This is a genomic window from Sphingomonas sp. GW821-FHT03E12 (assembly GCF_059420685.1).
Genome location: NZ_JBWKUF010000002.1, coordinates 117358 through 135084 on the forward strand (window position 1 = coordinate 117358; position 17727 = coordinate 135084).

18 protein-coding genes are annotated in these 17727 nt (G+C 66.6%); 8 read left to right on the top strand and 10 right to left on the bottom strand.

All coding sequences use genetic code 11. The annotated features are described in order from the left end of the window. Positions 1-35 precede the first annotated feature (35 nt). The 5 genes from AC07TU_RS05970 to AC07TU_RS05990 are packed head-to-tail and all read left to right on the top strand — an operon-like array spanning position 36 to position 5175. Positions 36-2339, top strand: a complete 2304-nt coding sequence (locus AC07TU_RS05970) for a TonB-dependent siderophore receptor (RefSeq protein WP_495187007.1) — start codon at positions 36-38, stop codon at positions 2337-2339. Positions 2340-2389: 50 nt separating this feature from the next. After that, positions 2390-2653, top strand: a complete 264-nt coding sequence (locus AC07TU_RS05975) for a hypothetical protein (RefSeq protein WP_495187008.1) — start codon at positions 2390-2392, stop codon at positions 2651-2653. Then, a complete protein-coding gene (locus tag AC07TU_RS05980; protein ID WP_495187009.1) occupies positions 2650-4254 on the top strand; it encodes a PepSY-associated TM helix domain-containing protein in 1605 nt (534 codons plus the stop codon). The genes AC07TU_RS05975 and AC07TU_RS05980 overlap by 4 nt, the downstream gene beginning before the upstream one ends. Further along, positions 4251-4532, top strand: coding sequence for a DUF3325 domain-containing protein (locus AC07TU_RS05985; RefSeq protein WP_495187010.1), 282 nt, complete (start codon positions 4251-4253; stop codon positions 4530-4532). Before AC07TU_RS05980 ends, AC07TU_RS05985 begins: the two co-directional genes overlap by 4 nt. Before the next feature lie 16 nt (positions 4533-4548). After that, positions 4549-5175: a DUF4198 domain-containing protein gene (locus AC07TU_RS05990; protein WP_495187011.1), complete on the top strand. Its 627-nt coding sequence runs from the start codon at positions 4549-4551 to the stop codon at positions 5173-5175. A 16-nt stretch (positions 5176-5191) separates the two neighbouring features. Here the strand turns inward: AC07TU_RS05990 and AC07TU_RS05995 are convergent, their stop codons facing one another. From AC07TU_RS05995 to AC07TU_RS06005, 3 genes are read right to left on the bottom strand one after another with little or no spacing between them, the layout of a single operon-like run. Beyond that, complete coding sequence (locus AC07TU_RS05995; protein ID WP_495187012.1) at positions 5192-6376, bottom strand: MBL fold metallo-hydrolase; 1185 nt, start codon at positions 6374-6376, stop codon at positions 5192-5194. Positions 6377-6414: 38 nt separating this feature from the next. Beyond that, the gene (locus tag AC07TU_RS06000) at positions 6415-7335 is read right to left on the bottom strand and encodes a DMT family transporter (protein ID WP_495187013.1); all 921 of its coding nucleotides are present in this window, start codon (positions 7333-7335) and stop codon (positions 6415-6417) included. Positions 7336-7374: 39 nt separating this feature from the next. After that, positions 7375-8097, bottom strand: a complete 723-nt coding sequence (locus AC07TU_RS06005) for a sterol desaturase family protein (protein ID WP_495187014.1) — start codon at positions 8095-8097, stop codon at positions 7375-7377. A gap of 131 nt (positions 8098-8228) precedes the next feature. Between AC07TU_RS06005 and AC07TU_RS06010 the strand changes: the two genes are divergently transcribed. Next, positions 8229-8897, top strand: a complete 669-nt coding sequence (locus AC07TU_RS06010) for a TetR/AcrR family transcriptional regulator (RefSeq protein WP_495187015.1) — start codon at positions 8229-8231, stop codon at positions 8895-8897. Here the strand turns inward: AC07TU_RS06010 and AC07TU_RS06015 are convergent. From AC07TU_RS06015 to hslV, 5 genes are all read right to left on the bottom strand, one after another. Next, positions 8894-10417, bottom strand: a complete 1524-nt coding sequence (locus tag AC07TU_RS06015; protein WP_495187016.1) for a fumarate hydratase — start codon at positions 10415-10417, stop codon at positions 8894-8896. The genes AC07TU_RS06010 and AC07TU_RS06015 overlap by 4 nt on opposite strands. 108 nt (positions 10418-10525) lie before the next feature. Then, a complete protein-coding gene (locus AC07TU_RS06020) occupies positions 10526-11542 on the bottom strand; it encodes a hypothetical protein (RefSeq protein ID WP_495187017.1) in 1017 nt (338 codons plus the stop codon). Positions 11543-11583: 41 nt separating this feature from the next. Then, complete coding sequence (gene hslU, locus AC07TU_RS06025; protein ID WP_495187018.1) at positions 11584-12876, bottom strand: ATP-dependent protease ATPase subunit HslU; 1293 nt, start codon at positions 12874-12876, stop codon at positions 11584-11586. Between the two features lie 23 nt (positions 12877-12899). Then, entirely contained in the window at positions 12900-13937 is a 1038-nt protein-coding gene (locus tag AC07TU_RS06030; RefSeq protein WP_495187019.1) for an aldo/keto reductase, read from the bottom strand. Positions 13938-13948: 11 nt separating this feature from the next. Next, the gene (gene hslV / locus AC07TU_RS06035; RefSeq protein WP_495187020.1) at positions 13949-14500 is read right to left on the bottom strand and encodes an ATP-dependent protease subunit HslV; all 552 of its coding nucleotides are present in this window, start codon (positions 14498-14500) and stop codon (positions 13949-13951) included. An 86-nt stretch (positions 14501-14586) separates the two neighbouring features. On the opposite strand from hslV, the gene AC07TU_RS06040 reads away from it, so the two are divergent. Beyond that, entirely contained in the window at positions 14587-15741 is a 1155-nt protein-coding gene (locus AC07TU_RS06040; RefSeq protein WP_495187021.1) for a Yip1 family protein, read from the top strand. A gap of 84 nt (positions 15742-15825) precedes the next feature. On the opposite strand, the gene AC07TU_RS06045 is transcribed toward AC07TU_RS06040, so the two are convergent. Both AC07TU_RS06045 and AC07TU_RS06050 read right to left on the bottom strand, forming a co-directional pair. Beyond that, positions 15826-16239 (bottom strand): holin family protein, encoded by a 414-nt coding sequence (locus tag AC07TU_RS06045; RefSeq protein WP_495187022.1) that lies wholly within the window; start codon positions 16237-16239, stop codon positions 15826-15828. Positions 16240-16286: 47 nt separating this feature from the next. Then, a complete protein-coding gene (locus AC07TU_RS06050; protein ID WP_495187023.1) occupies positions 16287-16829 on the bottom strand; it encodes a glycoside hydrolase family 108 protein in 543 nt (180 codons plus the stop codon). Between the two features lie 86 nt (positions 16830-16915). Here AC07TU_RS06050 and AC07TU_RS06055 point away from each other — a divergent pair, with 86 nt between their 5' ends. Continuing rightward, positions 16916-17677, top strand: a complete 762-nt coding sequence (locus AC07TU_RS06055; RefSeq protein WP_495187024.1) for a TlyA family RNA methyltransferase — start codon at positions 16916-16918, stop codon at positions 17675-17677. The last annotated feature ends 50 nt before the right edge of the window (positions 17678-17727 follow it).

Genomic DNA, 17727 nt, shown 5'->3' on the forward strand with positions numbered 1-17727 from the left:
ATCGCGCCCCCGAATCATTCAAGGGGTTGTGAATCATGCGTAAGTTCGGGGCGTTGCTGGTGAGTGCCGCAGCTGCGGGTCTGTGGATTCCCGCGGCGGCGCACGCGAAGGACGCTGCGGGCGCCGAAGGCGGGCCCGCCGCCAGCAATGACGACGATGTCGTGATCCTCGGCAAGAGCTATGGCCAGGAGGTTGGCAAGACCGTCACCCCGCTCAAGGACGTGCCCAACACCATCACCGTGATCGACGGCCTCCAGATCGAGGCGCAGAATCTGTTCACGCTGGAGGATGCGATCACCGCCACCCCAGGCATCACCGTGACCGGTGTCGGCAGCGAAGACCCGTCGTTCATGTCGCGCGGCTTCACGATCAACAATTATCTGGTCGACGGCGTCGCGACGATGGCGTTCGCTTTTCCAGCGGTGGTGCCCGACCTGTTCTTCTATGACCGGATCGAGGTGCTGCGGGGCCCCGCGGGGCTGTTCAGCGGCGCGGGCAATCCGGCGGGCAGCATCAACCTGGTCCGCAAGCGCCCGTTCGACGCGTTCAAGGCCAAGGCGTCGATCGGCTATGGCAGCTACCAGAATGTCCGCGGCGAGTTCGATATCTCTGCGCCGCTTTCCGGCGGGGTCGCACTGCGCGTGGGCGCGATGGTGCAGGACCAGGACCAGTTCTTCGATGTCGGGCATCGCAACCGCGTCGCCGGGTTCGCGACCGCCAAGGTCGAGATCGGCCCCGACACCACGCTGACCTTCGGCGGCAGCTATGACCGGTTCAAGCCGGCGATCCAGTCGGGCTTGCCCGGCTATCTGGGCAAGGCCGACGGGAGCGAGGGGCGGCTGCTCAGCGTCGATCGCTCGACCTATCTGGGCGCCGACTGGAATCGCTTCCGGTCGGAGACCTGGACCGCCTGGGCCGAACTGTCGCACCGGATCAGCGACCGCTGGACGCTGCGTGCGAGCGGCCTCTACACCGATGTCGAGCGGATCGATGTCTATTCGTACATCGGCAATCAGGCGGTCACCACCACCGCCAATCCGCCGCTGACCGGTGCGCCCAACAACGGTGTGACCAACCACATCGCCTATCGCGGCGACAGCTTCGCCACGACCAAGGCGTTCGACTTCAACGGGGTCGGCACCTTCCCGCTGTTCGGGCGCGACCAGACGCTGATTGTTGGCGCCGATTATCAGGCGGTGGACTATGACAGCTACTACACCCGCCTGTCGAACTACGCGAAGATCGATGTGTTCAATCCGCGCTCGCCGATCGAGCCGCCGCTCAACCCCTATGGCCCGTCGGTCTATTATCCGGTGCAGGGGACGGGCGCGACCTGCCCCAATGTCAGCACGCCGGTAACGCCTGCGCCCGTCAATTGCGTGATCCAGGCATGGGGGGCGAGCAACACCAGGACCGAGCAGTACGGCATCTACGGCCAGTTGCGTCTGTCACCGCTCGAGGGTCTGACTCTGGTCGGTGGTGGCCGCTTCACCTGGTGGGAGACCACCACCCAGGCCCTGCTGCCGACGCCGGGACGGGAGATCCCGCAGTCGATCGAGGGCCGCTTCACGCCCTATGCGGGCATCGTCTGGGACGCGACGGACAATCTCAATTTCTATGTCAGCTATGCCGACAGCTTCACGCCGCAAACGGCGCCTGCCGGCCGCCGCCGCCCGGACGGCCAGCCGGTCAGCCCGATGACCGGCAAGCAGTTCGAGGCGGGGACCAAGCTGTCGCTGGCCGGAGACAGGCTGCTGCTCTCGCTCGCCGGCTACCAGATCGAGCAGACCGGCCGCCTGTTCAACGACCCGGACGATCCCACCGTCGTGCTCCAGATCGGCAAGGTCCGCGCGCGCGGTATCGAGGCCGAAGTGGCGGGCGAGGTGCTGCCCGGCTGGCGGGTCAATGGCGGCTACAGCTACACCAAGAGCAAATATCTGGAGGACGCCAACGCCTCGTTCGAGGGGCTGCCGCTGGTGCCGATCATCCCCGAGCATATGGTCAAGCTGTTCACCAACTATACCGCTCCCGGCGGCCTGCTGCAGGGCGCGAGCATCGGCGGCGGGGTGACCTGGTTCAGCGAGACCTGGGGCGGCAACCCGGCGGTGCGCAATGCGGCGGGGACTGTGACGACCCTCTCGACCATCGTGCGTCAGGGCAGCTATGCGGTGGTCGATCTGCGCGCGGGGTATAAGGTCAACGACCAGATCTCGCTTTCGGTCAACGTCAACAACCTGCTGGATCGCACTTACTATGCGCGCATCTCGTCCACCGGACGCGGCAATTACTATGGCAGCCCGCGCACCGTGTTCGCGACGTTGCGGGTAAGCTACCCATGAGCGGGCGCGGCAATGCGGCGGCGGGTTCGCCGTGGCGGAAGCGCGGGGACATGGTCCTGCGCATCCTCGCCGCGTTGCCGGTCGGCTATGCGGTGGCGACGTTGTGGGCGATCGCGCTGTCGGTGACGCTGCCGATGCGCCCGGAACAGGCGACGACGGTGGGGATGCTGGTCGCCTTCGCGATCTGCGCGGTGGCGGCGATGTGGGCGTTCGCGGCGAAGAGCGGCTGGAAGGCCCTGTGGGTCCTGGCGGTGGCGGGCGGCGTGGCCGCGGCACTCACCTGGATAATGACGCGCGGGGGAGGCGTGGCATGAGTGATTTGGGCGATAAGGGCTTTCGCCAGTCGCAGGCGTTCCTGCACACTTGGTCGGGGCTGCTGCTCGGCTGGGTGCTGTTCGCGGTGTTCGCCGCTGGCACGATCGCCTATTATCGCGAAGGGCTGAACCGCTGGATGCGGCCCGAACTGGCCAGGGTCGAGCAGCCGGAAAAGGTGCTCGCCGGGGCGCAGCGCTTCCTTGAGGACAAGGCCCCGGACGCCAAGAGCTGGTTCATCACCATGCCCGGCGCGACGGCGCATGGTGCGACCGCCTTCTGGGTGCCGCAGCCCAAGGAAGGCGAGACGCGTCGCCGGCGCCGCAGCGACAATCAGGTGACGATCGGTGCCGATGGCGAACCGGCCAAAGTGCGCGAGACGCGGGGCGGCGAGTTCTTCTACCGCTTCCATTTCGACCTCTATTACATGCCGGTGATCTACGCGCGCTGGCTGGTGAGCGTCGCCGCGCTGCTGATGCTGGTCGCGATCCTGTCGGGCATCGTCACGCACAAGAAGATCTTCCGCGACTTCTTCACCTTGCGCCGGGGCAAGGGCCAGCGCTCGTGGCTCGACGGGCACAACGCCACCGCGGTGCTGGCGCTGCCTTTCCACCTGATGATCACCTATACCGGGCTGGTCACGTTGGCGGTGATGCTGTTGCCCTGGGCGACGGCGGTGACCTTCCCCAAGGAAGGGGCGTTCTTCGAGGCGCTCTATCCCGAGGGGCCTCCCGTCGAGCACACCGGGCGGCCGGCGCCTTTGGTCGACCTGACGGCGATCGTTCGCGATGCCGAGACGCAGCTGGGCGGCAAGGCGGGCTATGTCGAGGTGGTCGAGCCGGGCGATGCGGCGGCGCGGGTGACCGTGATCCGCTCGGGATCGTCGATGCTGTCGATACGCACCCCGCAGATCACCTATGACGGCGTGACCGGGAAGGCGCTGCGCCGCTCGCCCGAGACCGGCGCGGCGGTGGTGACCGCGGGCAGCATGATCGGGCTGCACGCGGGGCGCTATTCGAGCGACTGGCTGCGCTTCCTCTATTTCCTGTGCGGGGTCGCCGGATCGGTGATGGTGGCGAGCGGGATGGTGTTGTGGACTGTGAAGCGGCGCGAGAAGCTGCCCGATCCGGCGCGGCCGCATTTCGGGTTCAAGCTGGTCGAGCGATTGAACGTCGCTGCGATCGGCGGCTTCCCGCTCGGCGTCGCGGTGATGTTCTGGGCCAACCGGCTGCTGCCGGTCGAGATGGCCGGACGCGCGGCGTGGGAGGTGCATTGCCTGTTCCTTGCCTGGGGCGCGGCGCTGATCCTGTCGATCGTGCGCAAGCCGCAGCATAACTGGGTGGCGCTGCTCGGGCTGACCGGCGCACTGCTGGCGGCGCTGCCCGTCTATAACCTCTTCGGGACGCAGCGCGGGCTGATCGCCAGCCTGTGGAGCGGGGACATGATGCTGGCCGGGATCGACATCGCGCTGCTCGTGTTCGGTGCCGCTTTCCTTGCGCTCGCGCGGCGAGTGGCGCGGCACAAGCCGGCGGCGCCGCGGGTGAGGCGCCGGGCCGCGCCGGTTCAGCCGGTTGAAACTGCCCAGCTGGAGCCGGCCGAATGACCGCGCTCGCCTTCATCCTCGCCACGCTGGCCTTCGTGCTGTTCGGGCTATCGACCGACGAGCATCATCGCAAGCGGCTGGGCGCGCGGCCCGATGCGGTGACCGTGCTGCGGATGCGCGGTGGCGCGTGGGCCTCGGTCGCCGCCGCCTTTCCCTTCGCGATCGGCGCGCAGGGATGGGTATTCGGGCCGATCCTTTGGGTAGCCCTGTTGATGCTGGGTGCGGGACTGGTGTTCCTTGCACTCAACCTGATCCCCGCGCCTGCGGGCCGCAAATGAACCGGGAGGAAAGACGATGAAGAAGCTGCTGATCGCCGCGCTGGCGCTTGGGACCGCGAGTATCGCACAGGCGCATGAGGTGTGGATCGAGCGCGGCGCGAACGGCGCGGCGCAGATCTGGCTGGGCGAGCCCGAACTGCCGCTCCCGGCGGGCGGCGATCCCGCCTTTCCGTCGCTCAAGGCGCCCAAGTTGATCGGCGCCAACGGCACGCAGACGCGCGGTCCGGGCTATATCGAGGTCGCGCTGCCCGCGGGCGATGTGCGCGCCTGGGACGACGATGTATTCAAGCCGTGGGACGAGGACGGCAAGAAGGCCGGCGTGATCTATTATGCGCGCTCGGGCCGCAGCGAGGCGAAGGCGGTGATGCCGCTGGAACTGGCGCCGGTGAGCGCGAACGGCAACCGCTTCGTCCTGACCCGCGACGGCAAGCCGCTGGCGAAGGAGGACGTGTCGCTGGTGTCGCCGGGCCGCTGGCAGCTGGCGCTCAAGACCGACGACAAGGGCGAGGTCGCGCTGCCCGCGCTGCTTGAGAAGGGGCGCTACATTCTCAAGGCGACGGTCAAGGATGAGGGCGACTTCACGCTGCCGGCCGGCAAGGTCGCGGTGCTGAGCCGCGTGACCACGACCAGCTTCGTCAACTGACCCAAGCGCCCCGTCGTCAGCGCAATGCGGTGACGGCGGGGTCCTTCATGCAGGCGTCGACGCGGGCGTCATCCACCGGTGGCGGCGAGGTTCCGAGCGCTGGGATATCCCAAGGGCGGCCGATCGACTGCGGCGCGAAGCGGCCCGATGTCTCGCCCGCACACGCCTGAATCGCGCGGAGCATGCGCGGCGGGGTCCAATAGCCTTCCCATGACAGGCGGAAGGTGCCCCAGTGCGCCGGGAGTGTCACCGGGCGACCCATGCGGTTCCACAATTTGATCGCTTCGCCCGGGCCGATATGGCTGCCGGTACGCATCTCGCCCTCCTGAAAGCGGAAGGCGCCAATCGGCATGATCGCGAGGCGGATCGGGCCATAGGACGCGGCCTGATCGGCCCATTTGTAATCGCCCGCGCCGGTATCGCCCGCGAAGAACAGGTTTCCGCCGGGCAGCGTCACGACGAAGCTGGACCAGAGCGCGCGGTTGCGATCGGTGAACCAGCGGCTGCCCCAGTGATGGTTGCGGTTGACGATCACATCGACGCCGGGACGCAGCGTGACGCGCTCGCCCCAGTCGAGCCCATGTGCCGTGACTCCGGCCGAGCGCAGGATGGTATCGTTGCCAAGGCTGGTGACGATCAGCGGCTCGTCGCGCGCCGCCAGCTTCTTGAGCGTGGGCAGGTCGAGATGGTCGTAGTGATTGTGGCTGACGACGATGAGGTGGATCTTCGGGAGCGCGTCGAGGTCGATCCCCGGCGGCGTGGTGCGGCGCGGACCGGCAAGGCCGAAGGGACCGGCGACCTCGCTCCACACCGGATCGGTCAGGATGTTGAGGCCATTGGCCTGCACCAGCACGGTGGCATGGCCGACCCAGGTCGCCCGCATTGCACCCCCATCGACGCGGGCAGGCGGGGTGTCCTTGTGGACCGCGATGCGATCGGGCCATGCGGGGCGGCCGTCGGCGCCGGTCGCCTGACGCCACAGGAATCCGGCGCGTCCGCCGCGGCGGTTGCCGGGGACGCGCACCGTATCCTCGCCATCGGGGTTGAAGAAGCGCTCGCCGTCATAATGGCCGCTGTCGGGGCCGTGATAGTAGATGCGGTCGAGGTAGCGCGGGACGATCGTCACCGCGAGGCAGGCGGCGACCACGGTCCAGAGCAGGAGGATTGAGGTCCAGCGCAGGACCGGGCGGACGAAGGGCATCGCCGCCAAGATGCGGATTGCGGCGCCCTAACTCAAGGTCACAGATTGCCGGCCAGCGCGGCGACGACGCCGGCGGTGACGAGGATGAGGCCGGCGATCTCGCCGCGCGACACGCGCTCGCCGAGGTAGAAATGGCCGAACGCCATGGTGAAGGCGACCTCGATCTGGCCGACCACGCGGACGAGGGCGACCGGCGCGGTGGCGAAGCCGGTGAACCAGCAGGCCGAGCCGAGCGCGGAGAGCAGCCCGACCTGACCCGAGACGCGCCAGGTGCGGAACACGGCGGCGACCTGATCGCGCTCACGCAGGACGAGCAACCCGCCCTGCATCAGCGTCTGGAGCGCGACGGTGACCGCGAGCACGATCAGCGCGGCGCGGATAGGGTCACCGGTCTCGACCTGAACCGTGGCGCTGCGGATCGCGATGGCGGTGAGCGCGAAGAAGAAGCCCGAGGCGATGCCGTAGCGCGCGCCAGGCTGGCCGAGCGCGCGGATCAGTTCGCCCGGGCTCATGCGTTTGTTGTCCGCCGAGAGGATCATCACCCCGGCGACGCCCAATGCGATGCCGATCCAGCTCAACAGGTTGAGCCGCTCGCCGAGCAGCGCGATCGACAGCAGCGCGCCCTGAACCGCCTCGGTCTTCGAATAGGCGGTGCCGACGACGAAGTTGCGATGGTCGAACGCCATCAGCAACAGGTTCGTCGCGACGATCTGGGCGAGGCCGCCGGCGAGGCAATAGACCAGGAACCATGGACCGAGCCCCGGGAAGGCGGCGGGGAACAGGACGAACTGGTAGGCGGCCATCATCGCGAGTGCGAAGGGCAGGCCGTAGAGGTAGCGGACCAGCCCCGCGGCATTGATCGACAGATCCTTGCTCACCCGCCGCTGCACCGCGGTGCGCCACGGCTGGAACACCGCCGCGACCAGCGTCGCGGGAAGCCAGATGGGGGAGGTGATCATGCGGTTCGCCCCATCCGTGAAGGACGGGGCGAATGCAAGTCAGGCGATTTCGCGCCCGATCAGCATCGCGCCGACCTGCTTCGAGCTGCCGTCGAAGAAGCCGGCCTCGCCCTGCCAGCTCTTCGGATTGCGGAAGGTACCGAGCAGGATGTCGAAGATCGGGATGTCGCCATAATTGTGGGCGTGGTGCCCGCGCTCATGATGCACCGAATGGCTTTCCGGCCGGGTGACGAGATAGCCCAGCCATTGCGGCGTCTTGATATTCGTGTGCTGGAACATGGTGCAGAAGGTCGACAGGACCGCGACCGCGATCGCCGCTTCCGGCGTCAGCCCGACGCCGAGCACCAGCGCGAAGCTGCCCAGCAGCGCCCAGCCGATCATGTCGAAGGGGTGGAAATAGAAGGCGCCCCAGATGTCCACGCGTTCGGCGCTGTGGTGCATCTGGTGGAACCAGCGCCACAGCGGCTGGACGTTATGCATCGTGCGATGCCAGGCATAGATCAGCGCCTCGATCACGAAGAAGCCGATCGCGACCTGTGCCCACCAGGGCAGCGCCGATGCGTTGAAGAGCTGATACTGGCCGAGGAATTCGTCCCACATCAGCGGGGCATAGGTCGCGATGGCGAAATAGAGTGCGGTAAAGGCCGCGCCCTTGATCTTCCACCGTGTCACCTTCGGAAACGCGCGGGCACGCGCCAGCCCGTCCAGCACGCAAAAGGCGATGAACATCCCGAACGCGATATAGTGATAGATGCCGATCATATCCGCTCCTGGCCCCTGTGCGGTATATTGCTACGGTTCTAGTTCGCTCCACTATAGCCGGATCGCGGTCTGTTTTGGCGAGTCGCTTTTTTACCTGTATTTTGTTGAGGTTGAGCGCCGGAAGGGAAGTCATGGCAGACGCAGTGACGAAGAAAACCGTACCGGCGGTACAGTCGGCGAAGCCCGACGCGGCGGGGAAAGGCGCGAGGACGCGCGAGCGGCTGCTCGACATCGCCTATGACTCGATCGTGCGGAAGGGGTTTGCCAGCACGTCGATCGAGGAACTGGTCGAGGCAGCGCAGATCACCAAGAGCGGCTTCTTCTACCATTTCCGGGACAAGAACGAGCTTGCCCGCACGCTGCTCGACCGGTTCGTCGCCGAGGATCGCGAGATCATGGACGCGATGAGCGCGCGGGCGCGGGCGCTGAGCGACGATCCGCTGCACAGCCTGCTGATCTTCCTCAATCTCTATGCCGAGATGCTCGACGCGATGCCCGACCAGCATCCCGGCTGCCTGGTCGCGGCGATCACCTATCAGGACCAGATGTTCGATGCCGAAGTACGGCGGATGAACGCCGACGCGGTGCTGGAATGGCGCGGGCGGTTCACTGCCTGGCTTGAGGAGGCCGAGGCGAGCCGCCCGCCACCGCGTCCGATCGACCGCGAGGCGCTGGCCGACGGGTTCACCGTGATGGTCGAAGGGGCGATCATCCTTGCCCGCGCGCTCGGAGAGCCGGCACTGCTGGGCAGGCAGGTCCGGCTCTACCGCGAGATGGTCAAGGCCGCCTTCGCGGCCTAGGCGCCTTCGAGCAGCCTTTCCTTGGCGATCTTTTCCTTCCAGACCAGCGGAGCGAGCTGGTGGACGTTGTTGCCTTCGGCATCGACCGCGACGGTGACGGGGAAGTCCTGCACCTCGAACTCGTAGATCGCTTCCATGCCGAGATCCTCGAAGCCGACCACCTTGCTGCCCTTGATTGCGCGCGCCACCAGATAGGCGGCGCCGCCGACCGCCATCAGGTAGGCGCTCTTCGCGTCGCGGATCGCCTCGGTCGCCGCCGGGCCGCGCTCGGCCTTGCCGACACAGGCGAGCAGGCCCTGGTCGAGCATCATGCGCATGAACTTGTCCATGCGCGTCGCGGTGGTGGGGCCGGCCGGGCCGACGACTTCCTCGCCCACCGGATCGACCGGGCCGACATAATAGATGACGCGGCCTTTGAACTCGACGGGCAGCTCTTCGCCCTTCGCCAGCATGTCGGCGATGCGCTTGTGCGCGGCGTCGCGGCCGGTGAGCATCTTGCCGTTGAGCAGCAGGCGGTCGCCCTGCTTCCAGCTCTGCACCACTTCGGGGGTGAGCGCGTCGAGGTCGACGCGGATCGCGGCCTTGTCCGGCGTCCAGTTGACGTCGGGCCATTCGTCGAGCTTGGGCGCCTCGAGATAGGCCGGGCCGGAGCCGTCGAGGCTGAAATGCGCGTGGCGGGTAGCGGCGCAATTGGGGATCATTGCCACCGGCTTGCCCGCGGCGTGGCACGGCGCGTCCATGATCTTGACGTCGAGGATGGTGGCGAGGCCGCCAAGACCCTGCGCGCCGATGCCGAGCGCATTGACCTTGTCGAAGATCTCGATGCGCAGCGCTTCCAGATCGTTCTGGGGGCCACGCTCTTTCAGCGTCGCCATGTCGATCTGCTCCATCAGCGCCTTCTTGGCGAGGAGCACGCAATGTTCGGCGGTGCCGCCGATGCCGATGCCGAGCATCCCCGGCGGGCACCAGCCGGCACCCATCTGGGGCAGCATCTCGATCACCCAGTCGACGATCGAATCGCTGGGGTTCATCATTTTGAACTTGGACTTGTTCTCGCTGCCGCCGCCCTTGGCCGCGACATCGATATGGACATGGTCGCCCGCGACCATCTCGACATGCAGCACGCAGGGCGTGTTGTCGCGGGTGTTGCGGCGGGTGAAGGCGGGATCGGCGAGGACCGAGGCGCGCAGCTTGTTCTCGGGGTTGAGGTAGGCGCGGCGCACGCCCTCGTCGATCACTTCCTGCAGACTGCGCGAGGTGTCGTCGAGGCGGCAGTCCATGCCCCATTTGACGAACACGTTGACGATGCCGGTGTCCTGGCAGATCGGGCGATGCCCCTCGGCGCACATGCGGCTGTTGGTCAGGATCTGCGCGATCGCGTCCTTGGCGGCGGGCGACTGTTCCGCCTCATAGGCGGTGCCCAGCGCGCGGATATAGTCCATCGGGTGATAGTAGCTGATGAACTGAAGCGCGTCGGCGACGCTGTCGATCAGATCGGCGGCCTTGATCGTGACGGTCATGTGCATGTCCCTGCATGTCTGTTTTGCGGGACCCTTTAGCGGAAGTCGCACGGTACGCCAGCCATGCCGGCCCCACCCCAACCCCTCCCCTGAAGGGGAGGGGCTTTCTCAGGAAGCGCAGCCGCCGTCACGCACCCCGCTGACGCTGCCGGTGTCGAGAATGATCTTGGCGCGGCGGGAGAAGGTCAGTGCCTGCCACCGGCCCGAATTGCCGGTGGCGGTGCGGCTGCGCAGGTAAGTGAGGTGGAGCAGCTCGAACTGTTCGTCGTCGACCCGGCCGGTGTCGATCAGGCAGGTCCATTGATCGACGTTCCATTGATAGTCGCGCGACACGCCGTCCTGATCGACCGCTTCGCTGAGCCCCTTGTACCAGGCGAGCATTGCCTTGAGCCGTGCCGGGCGTTCGGTGTCGGGGAGGGCAGCGAGCTTGCGGCGCAGGCGCGCGGCGTCCTCGTCATTGGGCAGGGTCTTCTGCTGGACCCGCGTGTCGATCGCCCAGCGGACTTTCCGCGCCGTGACCGGGCCGGTGGGCCAGAGGCGGAACAGCTCGGCGCGGACCTCGAGCAGCAGCGTGACATAGGTGTCGGTCTGCACCTGAAGCATCGCGTCATGTTCGAAGATGCGGGTAAGCTCGGCGAGGGCGGTCGGGTTGAGCTTGCCGTCCGGGCCGTGCGCGGCGAGGATCGCGGTGCGGCATCTGTCGCGGACCGGGGTGTCGAGGCAGTTCTTTGAGAAGAACAGCTTGCCATAGATTGGGGCGAGCGATTTCAGTTCGCGCTTGAAGCGGCCACGGCTGCGGAAGCTGTCGCGCCACGCCTTGAGCACCGGCTGGAGGCTGCCCGTGCCGTAATTCCATTGCGACATGCCGACCGAGACCAGCTGGCTGTCGAAATTGCCCACCGGCATCGCCCAGCAGCCCATCGTCTCGGGGATCGAGGTTTCGCGCATCCGGCGGAAGATCTCGGCACGGTCGAGGCCGATCTGCGCGAGTTGGGTCGCGGCCTGCGGGTCGATCGTGATGTGCGGCAGGTCGCCGACCTCGCGGCAGGGCGGGCGATCCTGCGCGGCGGCGGTGCCGGTCCAGCCGAGCAGAAGCGCCGCGAGCGTGATGATCCCCCTGTGCATGCCGCCACCCTGCCGTCTGGGCTGGGCGGCGGCAAGCGAGGTCACAGCACGTAGCGGCTGAGGTCGGTGTTGCGCGCGATGCTGGCGAGCTGGCCGTCGACATAGGCGGCGTCGACGGTGAGCGATGCGCCGCCGCGATCCTCGGCGTCGAAGCTCACTTCCTCGAGCAGCTTTTCCATCACCGTCTGGAGACGGCGGGCGCCGATATTCTCGATCTCTGCATTCACCTCCGCCGCGATGCGCGCGATCGCGCGGATGCCGTCTTCGGTGAAGCTGATGTCGACGCCCTCGGTGCCGATCAGCGCCTTATACTGCTCGGGCAGCGACGCCTTGGTGTCCGAAAGGATCGACACGAAATCATCCTCGGTCAGGCCCTTGAGCTCGACGCGGATGGGGAGACGGCCCTGAAGCTCGGGCAGCAGGTCGCTCGGCTTGGCAACGTGGAACGCGCCCGAGGCGATGAACAGGATATGGTCGGTCTTCATCGGCCCATATTTGGTCGAGACGGTGGTGCCCTCGATCAAGGGCAGCAGGTCGCGCTGCACGCCTTCGCGGCTGACCGATCCGCCGCGCACATCGCTGACCGCGATCTTGTCGATCTCGTCGAGAAAGACGATGCCATTGGCTTCAGCGTCCGCCAGCGCGGTGCGCGCGACATCGTCCTGATCGAGACGCTTGTCGGCTTCCTCCTCGACCAGCTTGGCCCAGGCGGCGTGGACGTTCATCTTGCGGCGCTTGAGCTGCGGGCCGCCAAAGCCCTTCATCATCTCGGACAGATTGATCATCTGCGGGCCTGCGCCGGGGATCTCGAACGGCATGCCGCCCGCCGCTTCGACCTCGATCTCGATCTCGTTATTGTCGAGATGGCCCTGGTTGAGCCGCTCGCGGAACGCCTCGCGGGTCGCCTGCGAGCTGTCCTTGCCGGTCAGGGCGTCGAGCAGACGCGTCATCGCCGCGGCCTCGGCCTTGTCCTTGACCGCGGTGCGGCGGCGCTCCTTCTCGAGCCGGATCGCTTCCTCGACCAGGTCGCGGGCGATCTGCTCGACGTCGCGGCCGACATAGCCGACCTCGGTGAACTTGGTGGCTTCCACCTTCACGAAGGGCGCGTCGGCGAGCTTGGCGAGGCGGCGGCTGATCTCGGTCTTGCCGCAGCCGGTCGGGCCGATCATCAGGATGTTCTTGGGCGTCACCTCGTCGCGCAGATCGGCGCGCAGCTTCTGGCGGCGCCAGCGGTTGCGCAGCGCGACGGCGACCGCGCGCTTCGCTTCCTTCTGGCCGATGATGTGCGCGTCGAGCGCGGCGACGATGGCTTTGGGGGTCAGATTGTCGTTCATGTCGTTTCTTTGCTGAGATGAAGTCAGTTGGTGCCGGGACGCGCGGCGAGCGCTGCTGCGATCGGCTGATCGATCCGGTCGACGAAGAAGCCGGGATAGGTGCGGCGCTGCGCACTGACGCCATCCATCGCGGCGATCTCGCCGTCGCTGAGCTTGACGTTGACCGCGGCGAGATTGTCGTCGAGCTGGTGCATCTTGGTCGCACCGAGCAGGATGCTCGACACCTGATCCTTGGATAGCAGCCAGGCGAGCGCGATCTGCGCGATGCTGACGCCATGGCCGTCGGCGATGCCGCGCATCACCTCGATCAGGCGATAGCCCATCTCCCGGTCGAGCGGTAGGCCGTCATGGCTGGCGAGCCGGTCGTCGGCGCCGCCGGCATTGTCGCGCGTGTACTTGCCGGTCAGGAAGCCGCCGCCGAGCGGGCTCCACGGCGTAATGCCAAGACCGTAGCGGCGCGCCATCGGCAGGAATTCCTGCTCGATATCGCGGTGCATCAGCGAATAGAGCATCTGGGCATGGGTGAAGGGCGCCCAGCCATTGGCGCGCTGCAGTTCCATCGCCGCGGCGACCTTCCATGCGGGCCAGTTCGAGACGCCGAGATAGCGCGCCTTGCCCGCGCGGACGATCGCGTCGAGCGCCTGCAGCGTCTCTTCCAGCGGTGTGTTCACGTCGTCGCGGTGGGCGATATAGACATCGACATGGTCAGTGCCGAGGCGTTTGAGGCTGTGATCGATCGACCAGTGAAGGTGCGCGGCCGAGAGGCCGGAACGGTTGAGCGGCTGGCCGGTGCGCCAGCCGGCCTTGGTCGCGATCACCAGATCGTCGCGGCGGCCAGCGATGATCTTGCCCAGCATCTCCTCCGACTCGAAGTCCGAATAGACGTCGGCGGTGTCGAAGAAGTTGATCCCGGCTTCCAGCGCACGCTCGACCAGTGCCGCGGCGTCCTTGAGGTCACTCTTGGCGATGGCGGTGGGGCCGCTGCCGCGGGTGAAGGTCATGGTGCCGAGCGACAGGCGCGAGACGATGAGGCCGCTGTCGCCGAGACGGGAATAGAGCATCGCGAGCTTCCTTACGCGGCCGTGTCGAGCGATTCGATGGTCAGCCGGTCGTTGGTGTAGACGCACAGGTCCGCGGCGATCTGCATCGCCTTGCGGCAGATCGTCTCGGCATCCTGCTCATACTCCACCAATGCGCGGGCAGCCGCGAGCGCGAAGTTTCCGCCGGATCCGATCGCGGCAATCCCGGCTTCGGGTTCGAGGACGTCGCCATTGCCGGTGATGATGAGGGTCGTGTCCTTGTCGGCGACGATCAGCATCGCTTCCAGGTTGCGGAGATACTTGTCGGTCCGCCAGTCCTTGGCGAGCTCGACCGCGGCGCGCATCAGCTGGCCCTGATGGCGTTCGAGCTTGGCTTCGAGCCGCTCGAACAGGGTGAAGGCATCGGCAGTCGCGCCCGCGAAGCCGGCGATCACCTTGCCGTCTCCGAGGGGGCGGACCTTCCGCGCATTGGGCTTCATCACGGTGCTGCCCTGGCTCACCTGGCCGTCTCCGGCGATGATCACCCGGCCGTTGCGGCGCACGGAAAGAATGGTTGTGCCGTGCCACGTCATCTTGTCACTCATGGCGCCGCATATTGGGGGTGCGTCTTCCGGGTTCAATCGCGATTTTTCGTGTATAGCGAGGCAGCACGGACAGGGAGGGCCACGGCATGACCGGCGAGACTTCGAGCAATCTGATCGAGCGTATCAAGAGCATCCTGTTGAAACCCAAGGAAGAATGGGAACGGATCGATACCGAGCCGGCGACCGTTAGCGGGCTGATGACCGGCTGGGTCGTCCCGCTGGCAGCGATCGGGCCGGTTGCGGGCCTGATCGGCGGACTGGTCTTCGGTTATGGCGGGATGTTCGGCATCACCATCCGCCCGAGCGTGACCATGGCGGTGACCGGGGCAGTGATCGGCTATGCGCTGGCGCTGCTCTGTGCCTGGCTGTTCTCCAAGATCATCGACGCACTGGCCCCCAGCTTCGGCGGGCAGAAGAACCCGGTGCAGGCGATGAAGGTAGCTGCGTACAGCGGCACCGCGGCCTATCTGGCCGGGATCTTCCAGATCATCCCGGCGCTGGGCATTCTCGGCATCCTGGGTCTCTACAGCCTCTACCTCCTCTATCTGGGGCTGCCGCGGCTGATGAAGGCGCCCGAGGACAAGGCGATGGGCTATACGATCGTGACGGTGGTCGTCGCGATCGTGCTGTTCTTCGTGGTCAGCGTCGTCACGGGCACATTGACCAGCATGTTGGCGCCGCGGGCGATCACTTCGGCCACAATGAGCGGCGAGGTCAGCGTGCCCGGTGTCGGCAAGGTCGACCTGAGCAAGCTGGAAGAGGCGTCCAAGAAGATGGAGGCGGTGGCGGAGCGCGCCAAGACCGCGACGCCGGTCGACCGGCAGGCGCTTGCAGCCCTGCTGCCCGCATCGGCGGGCGGCTGGACGCGCACCGCGCTCGAAAGCTCGAGCGCCAGTGCGGGCGGCATGGGCGGATCGCAGGCCGAGGGGCAGTATGAAGCGAACGGCCAGAGCGTGCGCCTGAAGGTGGCGGACCTCGCCGCGGCGGGTGCGTTCGCCGCGATGGCCAGCGCGTTCAAGGTCGAGACCAGCCAGGAAAACGATCAGGGCTATGAGAAATCGGGCCTGATCGACGGCCGTTACACGATGGAAAAATGGAACAAGGAAGGCCGCGGCAGCTATGGCGTGCTGCTGAAGGACCGGTTCCTGGTCGAGGCCGAGGGTGGTGCGCCCGATATCGGTACGTTGAAGGCGCTGGTCAGTGCGATCGACCTGGGCAAGCTGGAAGCGCTGGCCAATTGAGCGGGACGCTGTCGGGGAGCGGTTCCATGCTCCCCGACAAAGTTGACGTAGTTCCGCTGAACGCACTTCATTCCGTCAACGGCGTCACCTTTCGACGCCCTTGATCTTTCCCCATTGGCGCGCGGCGGTGTAGCCGAGATAGCCGGTGCCGAAGAGCGCGTAGAGCGGCTCGGGGATACCCGCGAGATAGGCGTTCATGCCGGTCGCGATCCCCTTCGCCATTTCGGGCTGGACCGCGCCGATCAGGCCCATCGGAATCGCCCAGAGCAGCAGCGCGTACATGACGTAGAGGAAGCTGGGCCGTGCGCGGCTGGTCCAGGGATCGGACGACTGCGCCTCGGCGACGATCGCCGAGAGTTGCGTCCGGATCGACTCCATTTCCTGGGTGCCCTCGAGCTTGAGAAGCTCGAGCTTGGCAGCGTCGCGGGCCTTGGGGTCGGGGATGATCTTGTCGATCAGGCCCGCAATCGGGCCGATGATGCTTTCGATGATGCTCATGTCCGGGTTCCTGTGCAAGTTGACGAAGTTGACACGATTGACGTGAATCACGAACCGATCCGGTTTGCGAGCCAGCCATAGAGAAAGGCTTCGTTCGCCGGGCGCCGCTCGGCGAGGGTGAGGTAGCGTTCGCCCTGAAGCGCCTCGACCGCCTTGATCAGCACGGCCTCCCCGGATGCGCCGCGATGGCCGAGAAAGGCCTTGAGCGCGGCGAGGGTGGCCGGGCCTGTCACGCCGTCCACCGCGATGTCCGGATAGTCCTTCTCATTGCGGTTGAGGGCGTTGAGCGCGCGCTGGAGAAAGCGCGCCGCGACCGCTGGTCCCATATTGATGCCGGTGTCGAACAGCTCCGCCGCGAGGGCAGGCGCGTGGTCGGCAACCTCGGCGAAACGCGGGCGGAGCCAGTAGAGACGGCGGTAGATTGCGACGGCTTCGTCCCGCGGGAAAACGCGCATGTCGCCGGCAAAGCCGTGCTGGCGCGCCACCGCCTGGGTGATGCCCCAGCGCGTCGGTCCGCCGCGATCGGCGGGATGGTTGGAATAACCGCCCTCACGGGCGATCACCTCCTCGATCAGTTCGTCGATGGTCATGTTCGAATCGCTCCTGTTGTGCGACTCAAGATAACCTATATGGTTCGTTGTAGGAAAATGGATTCCGTTGCGCTACAGCGCGGCGCATGGCCAAGACACGTCCCGATCAACTGCTTGTCGAACGCGGGCTGGCCGAGAGCCGGACGCGGGCGCAGGCGCTGATCCTGGCGGGGCTGGTGTTCAGTGGCGACAAGCGAGTGGACAAGCCCGGCCAGCCGATCGCGCCCGACGCGCCGCTGGAGGTGAAGGGCCGCGACCACCCCTGGGTTTCGCGCGGCGGGGTCAAGCTGGCGCATGCGCTCGACCATTTCGGGATCGATCCTGCCGGCATGGTGGCGATCGACGTCGGTTCCTCGACCGGCGGGTTCACCGATGTGCTGCTGACCCGCGGGGCGGTTCGCGTCTATGCGGTTGATAGCGGGACCAATCAGCTCGCCTGGAAGCTGCGGCAGGACGCGCGCGTCGTGGTGCATGAGCAGACCAGTGCGCGGGTGTTGACTGCGGCGCATATTCCGGAGCCGGTGGATATCGTCGTCTGCGACGCGAGCTTCATCGGCCTCGCCAAGGTGCTGGAGCGCCCGTTCTCCTTCGTGCGCGAAGGCGCGTGGGTGGTGGCGCTGATCAAGCCGCAATTCGAGGCCGGTCGCGACGAAGTGGGCAAGGGAGGCGTGGTGCGCGATCCCGTGGTGCATGAGCGGGTCTGCGGCGAAGTCGTGGCCTGGCTGGAAGGCGCTGGCTGGGCGGTCGAGGGTGTGACGCGCAGTCCGATTACGGGGCCGGAAGGGAATGTCGAGTTTCTGGTCGCGGCGCGGTCCGGGAAGGCGGGCGAGCCGGCCGAGCGCCTGTAAACGGCACAATCAGGCTGTCGTGTGACGAAACAATGACTCGACACGCGTGA